The organism is Chryseobacterium sp. VAUSW3, from assembly GCF_002205795.1.
GTDB classification, from domain to species: domain Bacteria; phylum Bacteroidota; class Bacteroidia; order Flavobacteriales; family Weeksellaceae; genus Kaistella; species Kaistella yananensis.
The window spans coordinates 347966-367516 of sequence record NZ_NIUY01000001.1; the positions used below are offsets into that span (position 1 = coordinate 347966).

The following is a 19551-nucleotide window of genomic DNA, read 5'->3' on the forward strand; positions in this document are numbered from 1 at the left end:
TTTATAGATTCTGTAAATACCAGTCGTACATACGGTTTACCCCTTCTTCAATTTCGATTTGGTGTTTCCAGCCAAGCGCATTCAGTTTGCTTACATCAACCAGTTTTCTAAAGGTGCCGTCGGGTTTGGAAGAATCAAAAAGAATTTTACCGGTGTAAAGAATTTTGTCCGCAATAAGTTTGGAGAGTCCTCCGATGGTAATATCTTTGCCTGTGCCGATATTAATATGAGTATTCCTGATTTCTTTCCCTGTATACAAATCTTTAAACTCAACATTATTCATCACAAATATACAGGCATCGGCCATTTCTTCACTCCAGAGGAACTCGCGCATTGGTGTTCCTGATCCCCATAATTCTACCCGGTCTTCGAAAATACCGTACCGCGCCAGCATTTCAACTATCTGCTTTTCAGACTCAGAACCATTTAAACCTTCCACCGGTCTTGCCGATAAATCCTTACGCAGTTCTTGCCAGTTCTTGTTCATCAGATGTTTAGAGAGATGGATTTTACGGATCATGGCTGGAAGAACGTGGCTCCTTTCAAGATCAAAATTATCATTAGGTCCATACAGATTGGTGGGCATTACGGAGATAAAATTTGTCCCGTACTGTATATTGAAACTCTCACACATTTTGAGCCCGGCAATTTTCGCAATTGCATAGGGTTCATTGGTGTATTCCAATGTATTGGTAAGGAGTTCGGTTTCAGAAATAGGCTGGTGGGCTTCTTTAGGATAAATGCAGGTACTGCCAAGGAACAGCAGTTTTTTCACCTGTGTTTCAAATGCATTAACAATCACATTCTGCTGAATCTGTAAATTCCTATATATGAAATCTGCCCTGTAGGTATTGTTTGCCATAATTCCTCCGACATATGCAGCAGCCAGAAATACATAGTCCGGTTTCTGCTCTGCAAAAAATTTTTTTGTTGCAGCCGCATCCAGAAGATCAAGCTCAACAGAGGTTCTGCCAATCACATTAGTATAGCCAAGCTCAGCAAGTTTTTTAAAAATAGCCGAGCCTACAAGACCGCGGTGACCTGCAACATATATTTTACTGGTCTTTTCCATGATTTTTTTTATGCGTGATTCTTTTTCACAAATTCCATATCATGTTTCACCATAATATCCACGAGTTCATCGAATGAGGTCCTTGTGGGATTCCACCCCAGAAGTGTTTTTGCTTTGGTCGGATCTCCGAGCAGCAATTCCACTTCTGCCGGACGGAAGTATTTTGGGTCAACTTCAATTAATAATTTCCCCGTCCTGCTGCAAATACCTTTCTCATTAACTCCCTCTCCTTCCCATATCAGGTCAATACCAGCCGCTTTAAAAGCTTTGGTGCAGAACTCGCGTACGCTGTGCATTTCACCGGTTGCAATAACGAAATCTTCGGGGGTGGCGTGCTGAAGCATCATCCACATACATTCCACATAATCTTTTGCATAGCCCCAGTCGCGCATCGCATCCAGGTTTCCCATATACAGTTTGTCCTGATAGCCCTGCGCGATTCTGGCCGCTGCCAAACTTATTTTTCTTGTTACGAAAGTTTCACCTCGCCTTTCACTTTCGTGATTGAAAAGAATACCGTTTACACAATACATCCCGTAGGATTCGCGGTAATTTTTCGTAATCCAGAACCCATAGAGCTTCGCTACCCCATAGGGTGAGCGCGGATAAAAAGGAGTGGTTTCTTTTTGAGGAACTTCCTGTACCAGACCATAAAGTTCTGATGTTGACGCCTGATAAATTCTGGTTCTATCCTCCATCTTAAGGATTCTAACCGCCTCAAGTAATCTTAGCGTACCTACTGCATCTGTTTCTGCGGTATATTCAGGAACATCAAAACTTACCTTAACATGGCTTTGCGCTGCCAGATTATAAATCTCATCCGGCTGAGTCAGCTGTATAATCCTCATTAGTGAACTGGAATCTGTCATATCACCGTAGTGCAGATTGATGAGTCTTTTCTGATGCATATCCCTCACCCATTCATCAAAGTAAAGATGTTCAATCCTGTCAGTATTAAAGGAAGATGACCTGCGGATGATTCCGTGGACTTCATATCCTTTTTCCAGTAAAAATTCTGCTAAAAAAGAGCCATCCTGTCCCGTTATCCCACTGATAAGCGCAACTTTATTCATAGTGTTTAATATTTTATAATCTGCTGTAATCATCTTCGATCCGGATGATATCGTCCTCACCAAAATAATTACCATGCTGAACCTCTATAAAGACAAGAGGCTTTTCTGTTTTGTTTTCAATTCGGTGCTTCGCTCCCAAAGGAATCTGAGCTACATTACCTGGGCCGTAATCTTCTATCTGCTCGTTGATGGTTACAGTTCCCGTACCGGAAATCATCGTCCATACCTCCGCTCGATGCTCGTGGTACTGTAAAGAGAGTCGGTGTCCGGGGTTAACAAGTATTTTTTTTACTTTGTGGGTTTCCGTATCTTCCAGTACCCAATATTCACCCCACGGGCGCACATCATGTTCCATATCTGTTTAATCCGCCTAAAATTTATCTCTTAATCTGGAAAAAAAACTTTTTTCTTCAGCCTGATAGCCATAGCCATATTTATTACCATACCCGAAGTGCTCTTTACCCACATCATTAATTACAAATCCTACATTTCTTATTTTGTTGGTCGTAACCTGTTTATCGGCAAAAGCTATTAAGGATTTTTCTGTATAGCCGGATCTGGTGATGTAAATCGTAGCATCTGCGAGTTCCGACGTAAGGAAGGTATCAGTGACCAGCATCAGAGGAGCAGTATCCACAATAATATAGTCATATCGTAACTGAAGCTGTTCAATCAGTTCCTGATATCGTCCGTTAGACAAAAGTTCTGTCGGGTTAGGGGGAATACTCCCCGAATAAATCACATCGAGATGCGGATTGAAACTGGATAAATTAATGATATCTTCCAGTTTTTCATTTTCATCATAAAGAAATTCTGTAAGTCCTTTCAGTCCTTTTGAAGCAGGATTATAACGTTGCAGCTGCGGATTTCTGATGTCTGCTCCTATTACAACAACTTTATTTCTTGGCCCTGCCAAGGTGATTGCAAGATTCACCGAAACAAAGGTTTTTCCTTCACCCTTTATGGTCGAGGTTACAAAAACCACTTTTCCTTTCTCCTTTTTTGGGAGCATAAAATTCATATTGGTCACAAGAATCCGGAACGCTTCCGCCATCGGTGAAATATCATTCTGTTCCACAAGCTCACCCTTTCCTTTTTCTATACTCGGCAACTCACCGATGATCGGCGTACCCGAAAGCTTTTCAAGATCATGTTTCGACCGGACTTTATCATTGAAAAGTTCCCGAACGTAGATGAAAGCATAAGGGAGGAGTAATCCCCATAATAAGGCAACGCCCAGAGTAATAAGCTTCTTGGGGGCAACAGGTTTGTCCGACGCAAACGCATAATCAATAATTCTGGCTTTGGGAGAAGTAATTGCAAGCGATATGGCCGCCTCTTCACGCTTCTGGAGTAGTAAAAGATAAAGATTCTCTTTGATCTGCTGCTGTCTTTCAATGCTTCTGAACATCTTCTCCTGTGCCGGGATTTTAGAAATTTTTCCCGTGAGTAAATTCTGTTCCCCAACCAGCTGATTTCTTGTAATTACAAGCGAATTCTGGTATTTTACCAACGCATCCATTACCGAGGTTTTCATTACGGAAATCTGTTTATTCAGTTCCACTACCAGAGGGTTTTGTGGCGTTGCATTCTCCAATAATCTGTTTTTCTCCAGTACGAGCTGATTGTAAGCATTGATATTTGCTGCCGCCAGGGGATTTCCAAGACCAACAGTTGCAGGCAAGGTCTGGCTTCCACCCAACCGCTGCATATATCCGATAAGCCCATTGGTTATGTCCAGCTGGCCTTCCGTTTCCATAATTCTGGCTTTGGCAGCCTGCGAACTGCCTAAATTCAACTGGGCTTCCGTCGGAATATCTGTAATATTATTTGCAGTTTTAAATCTTTCCTTTTCACTTTCAACTTCACCAAGCTCTCCCGCAATAATGTTCACCCGATCATCAATAAAATCCTTGGTTTTTTTTGATTCTGTGTTCTTATCACTGATGGCATCATTATTATAGGCCTCCACAAGTTTATTGATAATGCTCTTGGCCTTATCAATATTGGAATGGTTGATGGATAATCTTACCACCGTAGCGTCCTTGTCCACCAAATCCACCTTGATGATTTTCTGGTAGTTATTTACGGCACCTTCAGTGGTAGCATATTCGATTTTTAAATCCCCCGCATCCACCTTTTGTTCAGGATTATACTCAGGATTTTTCAGGATCATCAAATTTGCAAAGGGCAAGCTGATGGTTTTGTTATAGGTTGTTACAATTGCGCCGGGAAGCTCTTCAGAAGTAATTTCAAGTCGGTCGCCGGAAATTTTCAGATTCAAAGGTTTTTTAAAGTCTTTCTGACTTTCCTTTTCCGCGATTACCTTGATGTTTACAGGAGCAGTTTTTCCGTAAAGTTCTTCTTTCTTAAATCCTTTCTCAGACACAAGAGAAGTCTGCAGATCCAGTTCGTTGACCACGTCCTGCACAAGCTTCTTGGATTTAAGGATCTCCATCTCATTTTCAATACTGTTGGTCTGCATCCCCCCGAATCCTGAGAGCTGAGAAATCATGCCCATTTCCGACGAAGGTGCTTTTCGGGCATCTTTCACAAGAATAGATGACTGTACACTGTAAACCGGGGTTGCTGTTCTGATATAAAAAATTCCCAGAGCCAGCATTACGAAAACAGAAATAATAAACCACCACCATTTAGCGATATAGGGTTTAATAATTTCTTTTATATTAATCTCATTTGAAACTTGAACTTCCTGACCTGAACTTTGGCTCATCTAATTAATTTAAAGTAAAATTATTTCTTGAAAATAGTAATAAATATACCGGCTAAACCGATAACAGTACCTGCAATCGCAATATAAGTACTGGTATTAGGATCCAAGCGTGCAGTTTTTTCTTTGGTTTCATTTGCCGAAACATAGATTACATCATTTTGTTTCAGTTCATAAAAAGGGGAATTGATAAAATTGGCATCCATAAGGTTGATCCGTTCTTTCAGAATCTGTCCGTTCTCATTTCTTACCAGAAGAATATCATTCCGCTTTCCATACATGGTAAGATCTCCTGCCAAACCTAAAGCATTCAGCATATTGGCCTGTCCATCAGGCACCGTGTACTGTCCGGGTTTATGTACTTCACCCAAAACAGTAATTTTATAGTTCGTGATTTTTAGGTTTACTGACGGATTTTTCACATATATTGCAACCCTGTCACGGATTTCATCCTTAAAATCCACTAAAGTTTTGCCAGCTGCGCCCAGTTTGCCCAATATCGGAAAATCAATTTCTCCATTACTGTCTACCTGATAAATTGGCGTTGTACTCTTATCCAGAATTTGTGCGGAGGGGGCATTGGTACTTGGCGTAGAATATTGTGAAGCCTCCGCTGAAGAATAATTTTGGTTGAAAGGTTTTACAACCGTCATATCTTTGGCGGTAATAGAAATGGCAAGCTGATCTCCTTTTTGTATGGTGGTAACCGAATTTCTCAGTGCAGCCTCAGTAGCAATCTTTTCTACATTCTGCATATAATTCAGTTCACTGGTGCTGTCTTTCGTTTTACATCCCATAAGGGCAAGAAAAAAAACGAATAAAAGTAGGATTTTATTTATATTCATGAGTACCATTTAAATATCAACGCCTGCAAATATACAATTCTATCTTACTTATCCAAAACTTCGTAAACGGAATTGTTGCTTTTGAACTCAGGCACAATATCTTTAAGAATCTTTACCACTTCGGTCTTTTCCCTTCTTAAAGCTGCTTTGATGATCTGATTGGTAAACTGCTCAATGGCTTTAAACTCCATATTCGGGTCTTTCGAAATCAGGATTTTCTCGTTGTGCGTCGGCAGGGTCTTGGCATCGTCGCTCAAAAGCTCTTCGTAGAGTTTTTCTCCCGGCCTCAATCCGGTGTAAATGATCTTGATGTCGGTATGCGGTTCAAAACCGGAAAGCTTGATCATCCGCGTCGCAAGATCCAGAATCTTCACCGGCTCGCCCATGTCGAAAACAAAGATTTCACCTCCTTTTCCCATGGTTCCGGCCTGAAGCACCAGATCACAGGCTTCGGGAATCGTCATGAAATACCTCACAATATCAGGATGCGTAATCGTGACCGGACCACCCTTTTCAATCTGTTTCTTGAAGTGTGGAATCACCGAGCCGTTCGAGCCCAGAACATTTCCAAACCGTGTCGTAATAAATTTCGTGGTGTTGTTTTCGGTATTCTGAAGGGCCTGCACAAAGAGTTCTGCTGCCCTTTTCGAGGCACCCATTACATTGGTAGGTTTTACTGCTTTATCCGTAGAGATCATTACGAAACGGTTCACCTTATATTTGCTCGCAAGGGTTGAAAGGTTCTTGCTGCCCAGGATATTCACAAGAATGCCTTCATGCGGATTTTCCTCAATCAGCGGAACATGCTTATAGGCCGCCGCGTGATACACCATCGAAAACTGAAACTTCTGAAACAGCGGCTCGATTCGGTGACGGTTCGAAATGTCGGCCAGAATAAACTTAAACCGGATCCTCGGAAATTTAGCAGTCATTTCCATTTCAATGTCGTAGAGCGGCGTTTCGGCCTGATCAAGTACCACAATAAGGTCTGGTTCCAGAATAGCTACCTGTCTTACAATCTCACTGCCAATGGAACCTGCACCGCCGGTGATAAGGATCGATTTTCCGTAATGCCGCTTTTTCAGGTCCTCATTTTCAATGCGGATCGGCTTACGGTTTAGCAAATCCTCAATCTGAAGGGATTTGATGGAACCTTCAATGTCGTTATCGCGGAGCTTCTGTACCGACGGGGCTTTAAAGACCTGCAGGTCTTTCTCCAGGAAAAGGTTCACCCAGGAATTCATTTCCTCTTTCGTCATCATCTCTTTTACCAGAACCACACCGTCCAGCATCAGGTCATCCTTGCTGTTTTTCTCAATCCGCTCTTTGCCGTAAATGGGTTTGCCTAATAAATTGGCCCGGCGGTAATCATGTCTCTGGGTAAGAAACCCCACGATATGGTAAGGCACATTGGGATTGTCGAGAATGGCACGCGCCACCGCCACCGACTGTTCATCGATGCCCAGCACCAGAATCCTTTTCCTCAGCGTACTTCGGCGGAACTCCCTGATGATGTGAAAAAATTCCTTTACAAAAAGCCGGAAAAGAAAAAGCAGGATAAATGAAGTCGCAAAGAATATGGCCAGGAACGGAACCGACATGTGGATGACGCGCTGCCCGGTCACAAAATAATACCCGAAACTTACGAATCCCACCACCACCGTCGTGCTGAGGGTCGCCAGAAAAAGCTTGAATAAATCGATAAAAGTGGAATGCCGGATGATGCCCGAAAAGGTGCGGAACATAAACATGAAAACCAAACTTACCCCCAGGATCAGCAGATACATGAGCCCGCGGTGCGAAAACACCTGAATGGTACTGTAACTCAGCTTTTCAATGAGGTAGCACGAAAAAAAGATCGCGAGCGAAATAAAGAAAATATCGATGAAAAGGATGACCCAGCGCGGCAGGTACCTTACATCCGACAGGTTCATCAGGTTATCGCCGCTGTACAGTTTAGTTTTCAGATTCTTGCCAAAGCCCATAGCTTTAAAATATGTTTATTAAAATGCCCGTATGAGTAAGAGCATACCGCTGCACAATATTACGAAATTACACGCATTAATCTGCCGAAATCAAAGGTTTTTTAACATCGCGTTCACCGTACACTGCCTCTTCCTCAAAAATAAACCCGAAACTGATTTCGGGTTTGCGGTATCATCTGGACAGGGATTTCCTGTGGTAAGTTTTGTAAATAATCAGCCCGGCAGCAATTATCAGCAGCAGGGGAATGTAATCATCGATAGGGATAGGATCTCCAGGGTTTGGAGAACATTCATCCTCATCCCTGGTATCAGGAGTACCATCGCAGTCACAGTCGTCGAGAGTAACTCCTCCTTCATCCACCGTACAAGCCCCCCCAGCAGCTGCAGCAGGAGCTGCTTCAGTTTCGATATACTGTTCCTGTCTCGGCTCCGGAGCACTGGAGGACGGAGATGCCTGTTCCACAGTTTCCGCCTCGGAGAATGATGTATTGGACCATTGTGAATAAGTGATAACTGATAAGAATATAAAGACCGCAGCAATGATTTTCCGCATGAGATTCGTAAGTATTAAAAATTTTGACAAAGGTATAATAATTATTTAAAAAACATTAAAACTCAATTTTAATAATTTTCTTTCTGTACAAATATATTATTATTAATTTATTAACATAATGTTTAAGGAAATTTTATAACAGTTCATTTCACAACCGCAGGTAGAACACCGTAAAGACTCACAGAATGTTCCACCGATCATCTCCATTATTTTCTGATTTTTTTACTGAGACTTTCACCGTTGCTCATCAGGGTTTTTACTACATACATCCCATCAGCCAGGCGGTCCGCCTCAAAACGAACTTCCCGGGTACTAGCTCCCATACGCAGCAGCAGTCTGCCCGCCGCGTCATACAGTTCGGCATTGGTAATTTTTTCGCCTGAGCTGCGGATGACAAAGCTGCTGCCTTCCCGGTAGATTTCGATTCCTGAACCCGCTGCATGAGCCGTACCAAGGGTTGTCGCAGGTTTGTACACGATTTCAAAACGGTTGGTAAACTCACCGGCTTCGCTGGTGAAGGTGTAATCACCTGCTGTTAAATCGGTAAGGATTCCAAGCAGTTTGTCTTTCAGGTAAATGGACTGTCCGGTGGCGAATCTGCCCCCTGCATCGTGCACGCTTATCGTATAGCTTCCTGCAACAAAATGCCGCAAACCTAAACTGATCACATCCTGATTGGCGAAAGTATTTCTTCCGTTAATCACCACTTTCGCATCTCCCGCATAGCTGAACAGGGCATCTGAAGCCGCCGAGTTCGGGATCCGTGTATCATCTTCCGCAAACGAGTTGGTTCCGGCATCAAAATAAACGATTGCGTTGGATATGGTGAAATCTGAAGGAGTCTTAAGTTCCAACCAATACCGGTCTTTGGCAGCCTCCTTACCAAAGAAGCCTGATTCGGCGGCAGCTGTATCCCTTTGTGAATTTCTGAAAATAAGTTTTGGACTATTACTTACCGCCTTAACCAGGAAGCCCTGACCTACTTTTACATACTGATTGGGTTTCTTACCGGATGAGGTGATCGTAGCACTTCCAGGAGCTTTGGTTCCCACACCGGACGAAGCATTGAAGACCGCATAAGCATAACCTTGGTAGGCCCCCCCCTGCTGACCAATAACGTCATTGGATTTATTGTCCCAGAATCTGATCGTGGAACTGATATAATGGCCACCCTCACTGTTTTTGGAGTCCTCATACAGTTTTGTCAGATCAAGATTTGAAGGATAAGGATTTCCGGAAAGATTGTAGCCTCTGTTAGGCGTATTACTTAAAGCATATTCAAAATCGCTGTTGGCTGGAACTCCTTTAAAGATCGCAACGCCGTCATTGGAAACATAATCGTTTTTCGCTTCTTTCACGGCGTAACCTTTACCCTGAGCATAGATCCCGTCACCGTCATTTACAAAAATATTGGTGGGTTCATTCAAACGCATCACATACTGTATATATGGAACTCCTGATCCGTCAGCACCGAAGATATACTTCATCTTCTGATCCTTTACCGGTGAAATCATATAATTATACTGCTGACGGGCTGTTGTGAAAGTAACGTTCCGCTTTACAGTAATTTTTCCCGTATTGTCACCCTGACCGATCTGGTGAAGCATACCATCGTCCTCCACTATAATTTTATCGTCGACGGTATTGATGAGACCATGAACCGTTACATGCTGGTCTTTACCGATCGTAAGCAAACCGTTGGATTCCACTTTCAAATTTTTGGTTTCAAAAGAGGGTCTGTCTGGATCTCCTGCATGATAAGCATCCCGGATAATACTGTTCAGGTTTTCTGTCGGACCGGTTATATTGCTCCATTTGGCACTGTACCAAACCACCGCATCATTTTTTGTGAGGACGGGAATAACGTTCGAGTTTGGAGATTCACATAAATTGGAATTCAAGGCCCTTACCCTGTAGTAGTATTGGGTATTTGGCAAAAGGTTTAAATCAACAAGGTACGAAGTGACATCACCAACATTCAATTTCTGGTATGGTGCAACAAAATCTGGGTCATTTACTTCATAATCAATCTTAACATCATCAAGGTATATCGTATTCGAATTTGAAACTATTTTAATTTTGACCCCCGAACTGGTTTCATTTACAGGTACAGAATATGCGGTAATTGTAGTATTATCATCACGTCTGTCAATTTCGGTTTCAACATCCCCAACAATTTTTGAAATGATAATTTTATTTGCGGTACTGCCAGTTCTTTTCGCATTAAAAGAAATCGTTTTTATACCATCGAAAGCTGGGGTAATTAGAATACCTTGACCTGCTCTCATTTGTACTCCTGCCGGCGCCGAAATATAATTCGATGTTGTTTTTAAAACCTGATACATATTCCACATTCCAGAATCCAGGGATACATTTGTTGCCGTGGTGTAGTATCCTGTATTGAAGTTAGAATTATTAAAGCTTTCGGAAGCCGATCCGGTACTGTACGTACCAAAAGTTGGACTAGTACTCACCTCAAGAATATAATTGGTAGCACCCGGAACCGCATCCCATGATGCGAGAAATGTAGTTGCAGTAATATCATTATCCGCTACAATATGAGCAACGGGAGCCTGAACGATTCCCTTTCCTGTAACTGCAAAATTTACAGATGCGGCTCCTCCTCCTGACACAATAACAGTACCATTATAATCTGTGCAAGCGGCTGTTGAGTGTAGTCTTGCATACACTGTGGTTTCGTTTAGTTTTTTGCCTGTATAAGGTAGACTTAATGTTGTTTGCCAGTCTGTAACCCCGTCCAAAGAATATTGATATCCTGATACTGCTGATAAATTGATGTTTCCGACAGCAGGATTTAAGAAACTTCCTTTCACTGTAAATAACTTATTGGCAGAAACCGAATTTTCAGGAACATCACCAAATGCCAAAGAAGTCGGGTTCAGACTCAGCGTTGGAACTGTCGTTACCTGAGTGGTGATAGGATAGGGTGAAGTCGAATTATAGCTATATGAATAAATTCTATAGTAATAGGTTGTATTGGCATCTAAAGATGCGGTTATTGATTCTGGACCAGTTGTGGTATTATCGACACATTGTACTGATGTTCCGTTACAACCTCCCGATCTCAGATTCAGAACAGAATTAAAGGCACCGTCTACAATAATAGTGTAGTTCCCGGCATCTGTTGTCGTAAATTTATACCAAACATCATTGGCAGCAACAATTCCTCCGCAATCAGGATCAAGACTTTTTGTAGCGCCCTTTAAAGCCCCTGATATTGCTGCTGCATCAACAACGACATTGATAGCACCGGAACAGTCGTCATTCTGAAGTTTTACACCCCCGCTGTTTCCTATCACAATCCCGTTCGCGGCAGTATTTGACAGACTTACAGCATTCGCAAACGTACTGCTTACCACTAAGTTAACAGGATAAAGCTCATAAGGAGCGGTTCCTACGGCTACACCCAGATCTCCTGGTGCGGGAACCGTCATACCGGCGCCCTGCTCCGCAGCTCCCTGCCATTCCGTAAAAATATCGGCAGTAACATTGTTAGTTGTTGTTACCATCCACTCCGTTTTGAGGACTTTGGTAGCGTCTGACACCGATGGTGTTAGCGTTGCAGAAACATTCAATGACAAATCTGTAGTTCCCGATAAGTTTTTAAACGTTATTGGAGCATATCTTCCCGTTAAAGCAACACCCATTGGGAAAACCCAATCTGCAGTTCCGTCCAGATTTCGTCGGATTAATTTGCCCGTACCTGTTGCATTAATATAAGAATTGGTATTAGAGCTTATAACCGAAGATTTATTAGGTAGAGTTAAATTAAAGCCTGACAAGGATATACTCCTATTGGTGAGGGTTAAATCTCTATTAACAGTAATGTGTGCGGCAAGCTGTACATAGTCTCCCGATTTGTCAACTTTCAGATGATCAAAATTGGTTGCACCGTTAATGGCAGCATAAAATGGGGCAGCTGGAACCGCACCTACAAAAGCCACCAAACCATTATTAGCATTGAAGGTTCCGTTATTTGTCCATGATTTTACAATATTAAATGTTGCTCCGTTGTTCATCCCAAATGTTCCTCCCGATGCATTGGTTACTGTTCCCATGTCATTAACAACAGCACCGGAGGCCATCGTCAATGTAGAACCGTTATTAATATTTAACGCGTTGATGACCGCTCTGTTTCCTGCCGGGATATTGACAGCACTGGTGTTAAGGTTAACGGTAGGCGGTATACCTGCTCCAACAGCGGTCCCATCTGCATTCCATTCATTGTTCACATTATAGGTTGATGAGGTTCCAGTGTTGTAATTCAGTGCCGAAGAAGATCCATAGATTGGCGCATTGGCAATGACATAACCACCGTTATTGATTTCCAGAATATTGTTAATCGTGGTAAGGTTGCCGGAACCAAAATCGACACCTGCGGATAATTTCGTAGTGATATTGGCACCGATGACCAGAGAACCTCCTGAACCCGAAACTACTGTTTTGTTGCCTTTAATCTCAAAAACAGCTCCCGAAGAACCTGTAATAGTTCGCGCAGCGCCGCTCACCAGGACATTTCCTCCGTTACCGGTTAAACTCAGCGTTTTACCTGCTAAATTGGTTGCACCTCCATTGACGATCTGAAGGACATCACCTGCATTTCCGGTTACATTAACGTTGGAGGCAAGAGTTAATGATCCGGCGGCTTTATGATTGATTAAATACGCGAAGCTTTCCGTATTTGCATTGGCAGCATTCGTGTTGGTAATCGTTTGCGTACCTGCTGCTCCATTAAAAAATACTGCTTTCGTGTTAGGTTCAAAAGAACCACCATTTGCCCAGTTACCGCCAAGATACAGGTCTCCGTTCAATCTGAATATACTGCCTGCACTTACACTTAGATTGCCGGCCAAGCCACGCGCTGCACCGGGAGAATTCACAGAACTGTTGGTGAGTGTAACATGCTGAGGCGCACCAGCACCCGCAGAACCTGAATTGGCGGTCCATTCATTTCCTACATCATATCCTGAAACGCCGTTATATATTAAGGTAGAAAGTGTTCCATAAATCGGTATATTGCTGAAATATCCACCTGCATTAATCTGCGCAGTCGTATTGACCGTAAGCGCCGAATTATTTAGCGATACCCCACCTGACGTACTAATCGTATTAACAGTACGGTTCGCACTGTTTAATATAAATCCTCCTTTCAGAACATTAATGATCATCGGTCCGCTCGTTGTAGGCCAATACGCATCCCCGTTATTAACGCCATAATTTGCATCCGTATTGAAGGTAAGAACTCCCGTGGTGTCATGATAGGAGAACGCATTGCCTTCGGCATATCCCCCGTTATTGATTTGGAAAGTACCGTTAACAGTAGTTGAACCATTATTGGTGTAGGTAGCAGTCGTTGCCAAAGTACCTGTTACCGTTGTCGTACTTCCCGCATTTCTTGTTTTTGCTGTAGTGGCAGTTACTGTATGGGCAGCATTGATGACTACATTGTCATCGGCTCCCGGCACTGCATTGAGATCCCATGTTCCCGGGGTCTCCCAGTTTCCGTTGCCTGCGGAGTTAAAAGTAGCTTTGTTGATGCTTCCTGCAAGGGTTACTGTTTTATCCGTACTCACTGCGTCGCTGTGGACGTTGATACTCCCGTTGACAGAACCTGTAACTGCATTCATTTTCAGAATAACATAAATATCCGTTGGCGGAACCGTTCCCGAAGTGGGAGTTAATGGAATATCTGCAGAAGAATATCCTGAAGCTGATGTCAATGAAATTTCATAACCTGCAGACGGCTTCACTACAATCGGGGAAGTTCCCAACAAAGCACCTGACACTTTAAATGACTTGGGTGCCGAATCGGAGGCGGTGGTAGCGGCAAAGCCTGATAAAGTTGCTGTAGAAACTGACGTATCTGGTGCTGCGGCAGTAATATTTACAATATAATCTTCTGTCTCTCCGTATGCACTGTTACTTGCGCCACATGCCTGTGCAGTAGTAAGGGCGGAGTCATCACCACCACGCACACGCATACGTGTTTGTCCCAAGACCGCTCCTGAAGGTACAGTGAAGTTGAAAATTCGGTTACCCCCCGCACCTGCATTTGTGGAAACAAAACCTTCGCTTGCTTCAAAAATCCCATTCTGGTTGAAATCTATCCAAACTCCTCCAAATTGATTAGAATCCGACCCGAATGTTACGGTTACACTTGCTGTTGAACCTTGATTGATATTAGGCACAGTCACTGCGTTATAAAACGTATAATATGGGGCTGATGAAGATCCTGAAGAATTATTTAATGAACCTAAAGTAACATTAGCGATATTATCCCCTGTACCCGGTCCGGTAGAATAAGTAGGAACACAATACGTCATCGTTACCAAGACTGGTGATGAAATACCACTGCTTGTACCACTGCATGTTACCACACACTTATACCAGGTTTTAGCATTTACAGTAGCTGTATAGGTAGAAGAAGTAGCTCCACTAATATTTGCATAGGTTATACCGTCTGTAGAACTTTGCCACTGGTACGTTACCCCTGATCCTGAAGTGATACTCTGTAAAGACAAAACTGTTGTCCCTCCACCAGTTACAGGGTTGACTGAGGCTATGGTATTTCCTGGAGAAGGTGTACCAGAACATGGAACTGAAACTATACCTGTTAATTTAATGTCATCTACTCTAAACTGTTGTGTAGTTCCTGGATTTCTAAACCGGATTCTTAAATTGGAAGTACTGGGTATTGTTCCTGTAGGAGATATTAACGCCCAAGTAGAACCATCACTTCTAGTATAACTCAATGATGTATAATTAATTCCATCTGAACTTACTTCTACAACTAACAAATTCGCTGCACCAGCTCCACCGGATTTCCACTCACCAAAAGTTAAAGCTAAGTTAGAATAAGCTGAAGTATTAATACCGGCAATTTCAAAATACAATCCGTTCGTTCCAGTTATAAAAACAGTCCCAGTTCCAGACGCCCCGGCATATCCTGTAGAAGGTAAACTACTTCTCACATCTCCTGTACCAGTAAATGTTAAAACACCATTATTCTGCCATCCTGCGTATGAAGAAATTGCTGTTGTTGTTGTAGGAGTTCCAATATTCTCAGAAAAAATGATCGTTTGCCCCCATGCATTTCCAAAAAAAGAAAGCAGAAGCAACAAAATAAGAGACTGCTTAAAACCTAAAGTTTTTCCAGTCTTTGGCGATTTAAAATCAGTGCGTACTCCGCCGTAAGCCCGTAAAGGTATATTCATCTATTGGTATATTTTTTAATTACAGTTGTGTTCCCAACTATTTTGGGGGAGCAAAATTACACTTTTTTTCATTCCACCAAGGAAAAAATTAAATTTATATCAACAATTCTCAACTTATTATTAATTCATCTAAACGATTGTTTAAAATCGTTCATATATCAACAAAGACGATATAACCAATCGGGTTTACCTATTTTTCTCAGAAAAGGTCATTATAAAATCGTTCAGATGTAAACCCGGCATTAGGAAAAAACCCGTAAACAACCGAACATTTATTAAGTTTATCTGTCTTGGGAATCAGAACTCTGAAATTTGTCATACACTAAATATTGCCGCTGCCTTTAAAAAAAATCCTCCCAGATCATCATAAAAAAAGAAGCGCTTTTTCAAGCGCTTCTTCTGTCATTTAAATTTCAGTTATTTTCTGATTTTCTTCGTGAAATAATCACCGTCTTTAGCTTTGGCTTTGAGCAGATACATTCCGTTTAGCAGCGACTCGGCGTTGAAACGGATTTCATTTGATTTACCCTTTACCGTATGCAGCAGTCGGCCCGATGCATCATAAAGTTCCAGATATTCAAGATTCCCGGCCTGAGAACGAACCACAAAATCACTGTGATCCCGGTACACCTCGATGCCGTTTTTCACAGACAGCGCTGTAGCCAGTTTCTGCTCTTTTAGATACACAATTTCGAAACGGTTGGTAAACTCGCCCGCTTCACTGCTGAAAACATAATCACCCTCCGTAAGGTCGGCGATCACTCCCAACTGTTTGTCTTTAAGATAAACCGACTGTCCCACGGCGAAAACCCCTTCTCTGTCAACCGCCTGAATCTTATACGTGCCCGCAGTGAAATGACGGAGTCCTAACTGCACAACATCTCCTGTGGTAAATGCACTTCTGCCGTTAATCACCACTTTCGCATCACCGGCAAAAGAGAAGAGCGCATCCGAAGCTGAGGAATTCGGAATTCTGGAATCCTCTTTTCCGAAATCTGTTTTGCCCGCCTCAAAATAGGCAATGCCGTTCTGAATGGTAAACCCGTCAGGCTTTACGAGCTGAAGACGGTAACGGTTCCTGTCTGATGATTTTCCGAAAAATACGGTATCGGTGTTGGAAGTTCTGCGCATGCTGTTGTTGTAGTTCAGCTGGGCTCCCGCACCTGTAGCCCGTACCATAAATGCCTGACTTACTTTGATAACTCGGTTCGGAATCTTGGTCCCTTTTGGTCCTGTACCGTTACCCGGTGCGGCAATCCCAAAACCGTCGGTATCTGTGGCTGCATTGAAGAGGGCGTAACTGTAGCCCTGGTAAGCCCCTCCCATTTGGGTGTAAATATCATTTACACTGTTGTCCCAGAATCTGAAGGTCGGATCAATCAGCGCCGTAGTTGAATTGGCATAGAGCTCTATAAGATCCAGGTTAGATGGATAAGGGTTTCCGGCAAGATTATAACCGCGTCCCGTGGTGTAGGTAGGGAATACCAGGGAGATATCGCCGTTGTTGGGAACTCCTTTATACTGAGCGACATCCACCGGGAGGTCATCTCCTGAAAGATCTACGTAAGCCAATCGTGGTTCTCTTACCGAAAATCCTTTTGCGACCACCCCATAATCAGTAGACGTAGCATTCACAAAAGAGTTGGTACTTTCTCTGAGTACCGTAACGAACGGAACATTGGCCGCATTGTTACCGTAAATCATTTTCATATTCTGTCCTGCGACCGGCGAAGAGACAAAATTGTATTCTTTGCGGGCTTCGGTTAGGGTATGATGGCGTCTTACGGTCACCGGAGTGGTATTGTTTACATTATTAATCTGCTTCAGGTTACCGTCCGACATTACAATCAGGTTACCGTTGTTAATTACATCGGTAAGGACTTCTACAAAGGTATCCGGCGAAACAGTCAGTGTAGCGCCAGGGTTTACCGTACAGCTGCAGGCCGCAATGCTTCCGTTGGCGGTATCATAATCTGCGGCGATCACCGCGCTCAGGCCATTATTGCTTGGCAGGCCGTTGCTCCATCCAGCAGATGAATAAGTCGAGGTTCCGCCAATCGTAATGGTTGCAGACGATGGAGTGGAATTCGTACACGACCCATTGGTCACGTTGATGATTCTGAGCGTCTGGTCTGTGGTGGCGTTAAGAATAGCGATCTGTGAAGATCCGCTCGCCGGAACGCTCATCATTTCCACAGGGCCGTTATTGATGGTGTACACCACAATATGACCCGGTGTTCCGCTGATGGTAAAGATCGCTGAGGTGTTGCTGCAGATTTGTCCGCTGCCCACCACAGATACTGTAGCAACCGGCAGCGCGGTCACAGTAACCGATTGGGAAGCCGACATCGCAGTTCCGCATCCTGAATTTAAAGTGTAGGTAATAATGGCCGTTCCCTCAGCAACACCATAAACAATACCCGTGCTGTTCACAATGGCAACGGCAGGATTGCTGCTGCTCCAGGTACCGCCTTGGGTTCCGTTGGTCGTATATATAACGGCTGATCCCACGCAAACCACATTATTGCTGTACGAAACGGTTCCTGCATTCACATCAGGATTTACGGTAATGTCTGCCGTGGCGGAAGCCGGTGTCCCGCAACCGGAGTTGAGGGTATAGGTAATCGTGGCTGTCCCGGGAGCGACACCGGTAACTACACCCGCACTATCCACCGTCGCAACACTGGTATTGCTGCTGCTCCAGGTTCCCCCTGCGGTTCCGTTGCTGGAATACGTCGCTGTTCCGCCGATACAGATCGAATTCGAAGTATAGGAAACAGTGCCGGCAGAAACCGGAGGATATACGGTCATGGTAATGATATTGGAAGTCGCGGGTGAACCCGTAAGACACGGAACAGCGTTGGAAGTCATAATCACCCTTACCTGATCTCCGCTATTTAATGTGGCTGTTGTAAAAGATGCTCCGGTAGCCCCGGTCACTGACGTTCCGTTAATCTGCCACTGGTAAGTTGGGGCAGTACCTCCGTTTACGGCGCTTGCCGTAAAAGTTACGGGGGTTCCTGAACACACACTGGTTCCCGGACTGGCAGCGATCGTTACACCGGCCTGTAAAATAGGATTGACCGTCACCGATACCGGGGTTTTTGGGGAGATGCTGCCGCAGTTTGAAATCTGAGCCGCATAATAGGTACCGGTGACCAACGTAGTGTTGGCCGCAAGAGGCGTCGCCGAACTGGCCGTGTTGAACCATTGAATCATATGGGACGGATTGCTCACTGTTGCCTGAAGAGCAGACACTGCAGCACCGGTACAGAAATTCTGAACGGACGTCGCGGCAGGAGCTGGAGGTGTTTTACATTCAAAAATTCTTAAATTATCCATTCTGGCCAACTCATTATTACCAATAATGACTGTAGGTACCAGGAATACGGTGACCGTCGGAGAATTATTAAATTTCGACATCGACAGAGTGAAAGCAGTCCATGTAAGCGTATTTCCATATTCCCCCAAATAATCCGCAGAAGCCGTGTTAAACGCAGGTACCGTACCGCTGGTGTTGGCGTATACTTCCCATTTGGTTTTGTCTCCATATCCGTCAAAGGAAAGGAACAGGTTGGTGAAACCTGCGGTTGAAACCTGTAACCGGATATAAGTCGTCTTATTCTTATTGACAGAAGTGGTGAGAGACTGACCTGGATTGCCACCGGCCACAAAAGTAAAATCAGTAGCATTCACGAGGGTAATGGAAGGGCTTCCAACAGCACCCGGATCAGAGTTAAGGTTTCCTTCAAACTGGTACTTTACCAAATCTGAGGTTTGACCGTAATACATCATCGCCAGCAGAAATGTAAGGAATAAGGAAATTTTTTTCATATAAATGAGTTTCAAATTGTTTAACACAAAAACGCTCCGGAACAGTTCCAGAGATACTTAAGATTCTTTTTTCAGGGGATTTGTGTTTTTTTAAGGCCTGCAATAACCGAACCAATTCATTGCCATTTAGCAATTTATTGCCCGGTTTTACGGGTGCAAATATATGCAAATTTGTTAACAAAGTTTTAACATCCTTATCTTTATGTTAAATAAAAGTGCAGGC

Annotated in this window: 9 protein-coding genes; all 9 read right to left on the bottom strand. The window is 43.4% G+C overall.

Annotation, left to right across the window (positions count from 1 at the left end):
- Position 1: 1 nt before the first annotated feature.
- Positions 2–1072 carry a GDP-L-fucose synthase family protein gene (locus CDW55_RS01615; RefSeq protein WP_088467992.1) on the bottom strand — a complete coding sequence of 357 codons (1071 nt, stop codon included), beginning with the start codon at positions 1070–1072 and terminating at the stop codon, positions 2–4.
- An 8-nt stretch (positions 1073–1080) separates the two neighbouring features.
- Positions 1081–2145 (bottom strand): GDP-mannose 4,6-dehydratase, encoded by a 1065-nt coding sequence (gmd, locus tag CDW55_RS01620; protein ID WP_088468664.1) that lies wholly within the window; start codon positions 2143–2145, stop codon positions 1081–1083.
- Positions 2146–2158: 13 nt separating this feature from the next.
- A complete protein-coding gene (locus tag CDW55_RS01625) occupies positions 2159–2500 on the bottom strand; it encodes a phosphomannose isomerase type II C-terminal cupin domain (protein ID WP_088467993.1) in 342 nt (113 codons plus the stop codon).
- A 15-nt stretch (positions 2501–2515) separates the two neighbouring features.
- The gene (locus CDW55_RS01630; protein WP_088467994.1) at positions 2516–4879 is read right to left on the bottom strand and encodes a GumC family protein; all 2364 of its coding nucleotides are present in this window, start codon (positions 4877–4879) and stop codon (positions 2516–2518) included.
- Between the two features lie 20 nt (positions 4880–4899).
- Positions 4900–5721, bottom strand: a complete 822-nt coding sequence (locus CDW55_RS01635) for a polysaccharide biosynthesis/export family protein (RefSeq protein ID WP_088468665.1) — start codon at positions 5719–5721, stop codon at positions 4900–4902.
- Between the two features lie 44 nt (positions 5722–5765).
- Positions 5766–7706, bottom strand: coding sequence for a nucleoside-diphosphate sugar epimerase/dehydratase (locus tag CDW55_RS01640; RefSeq protein WP_088467995.1), 1941 nt, complete (start codon positions 7704–7706; stop codon positions 5766–5768).
- 172 nt (positions 7707–7878) lie between these two features.
- Positions 7879–8289, bottom strand: a complete 411-nt coding sequence (locus CDW55_RS01645; protein ID WP_143332909.1) for a hypothetical protein — start codon at positions 8287–8289, stop codon at positions 7879–7881.
- Between the two features lie 176 nt (positions 8290–8465).
- The gene (locus CDW55_RS01650; protein WP_088467997.1) at positions 8466–15494 is read right to left on the bottom strand and encodes a beta strand repeat-containing protein; all 7029 of its coding nucleotides are present in this window, start codon (positions 15492–15494) and stop codon (positions 8466–8468) included.
- Between the two features lie 417 nt (positions 15495–15911).
- Positions 15912–19328, bottom strand: a complete 3417-nt coding sequence (locus CDW55_RS01655) for an Ig-like domain-containing protein (protein ID WP_088467998.1) — start codon at positions 19326–19328, stop codon at positions 15912–15914.
- Positions 19329–19551 lie beyond the last annotated feature (223 nt).

Bases quoted from the DNA above. Each gene is read 5' to 3' on its own strand.
- CDW55_RS01650 (WP_088467997.1), bottom strand. From the start codon at position 15,494: ATGAATATACCTTTACGGGCTTACGGCGGAGTACGCACTGATTTTAAA.
- CDW55_RS01615 (WP_088467992.1), bottom strand. From the start codon at position 1,072: ATGGAAAAGACCAGTAAAATATATGTTGCAGGTCACCGCGGTCTTGTA.
- gmd (WP_088468664.1), bottom strand. From the start codon at position 2,145: ATGAATAAAGTTGCGCTTATCAGTGGGATAACGGGACAGGATGGCTCT.
- CDW55_RS01635 (WP_088468665.1), bottom strand. From the start codon at position 5,721: ATGAATATAAATAAAATCCTACTTTTATTCGTTTTTTTTCTTGCCCTT.
- CDW55_RS01630 (WP_088467994.1), bottom strand. From the start codon at position 4,879: ATGAGCCAAAGTTCAGGTCAGGAAGTTCAAGTTTCAAATGAGATTAAT.
- CDW55_RS01640 (WP_088467995.1), bottom strand. From the start codon at position 7,706: ATGGGCTTTGGCAAGAATCTGAAAACTAAACTGTACAGCGGCGATAAC.
- CDW55_RS01625 (WP_088467993.1), bottom strand. From the start codon at position 2,500: ATGGAACATGATGTGCGCCCGTGGGGTGAATATTGGGTACTGGAAGAT.
- CDW55_RS01655 (WP_088467998.1), bottom strand. From the start codon at position 19,328: ATGAAAAAAATTTCCTTATTCCTTACATTTCTGCTGGCGATGATGTAT.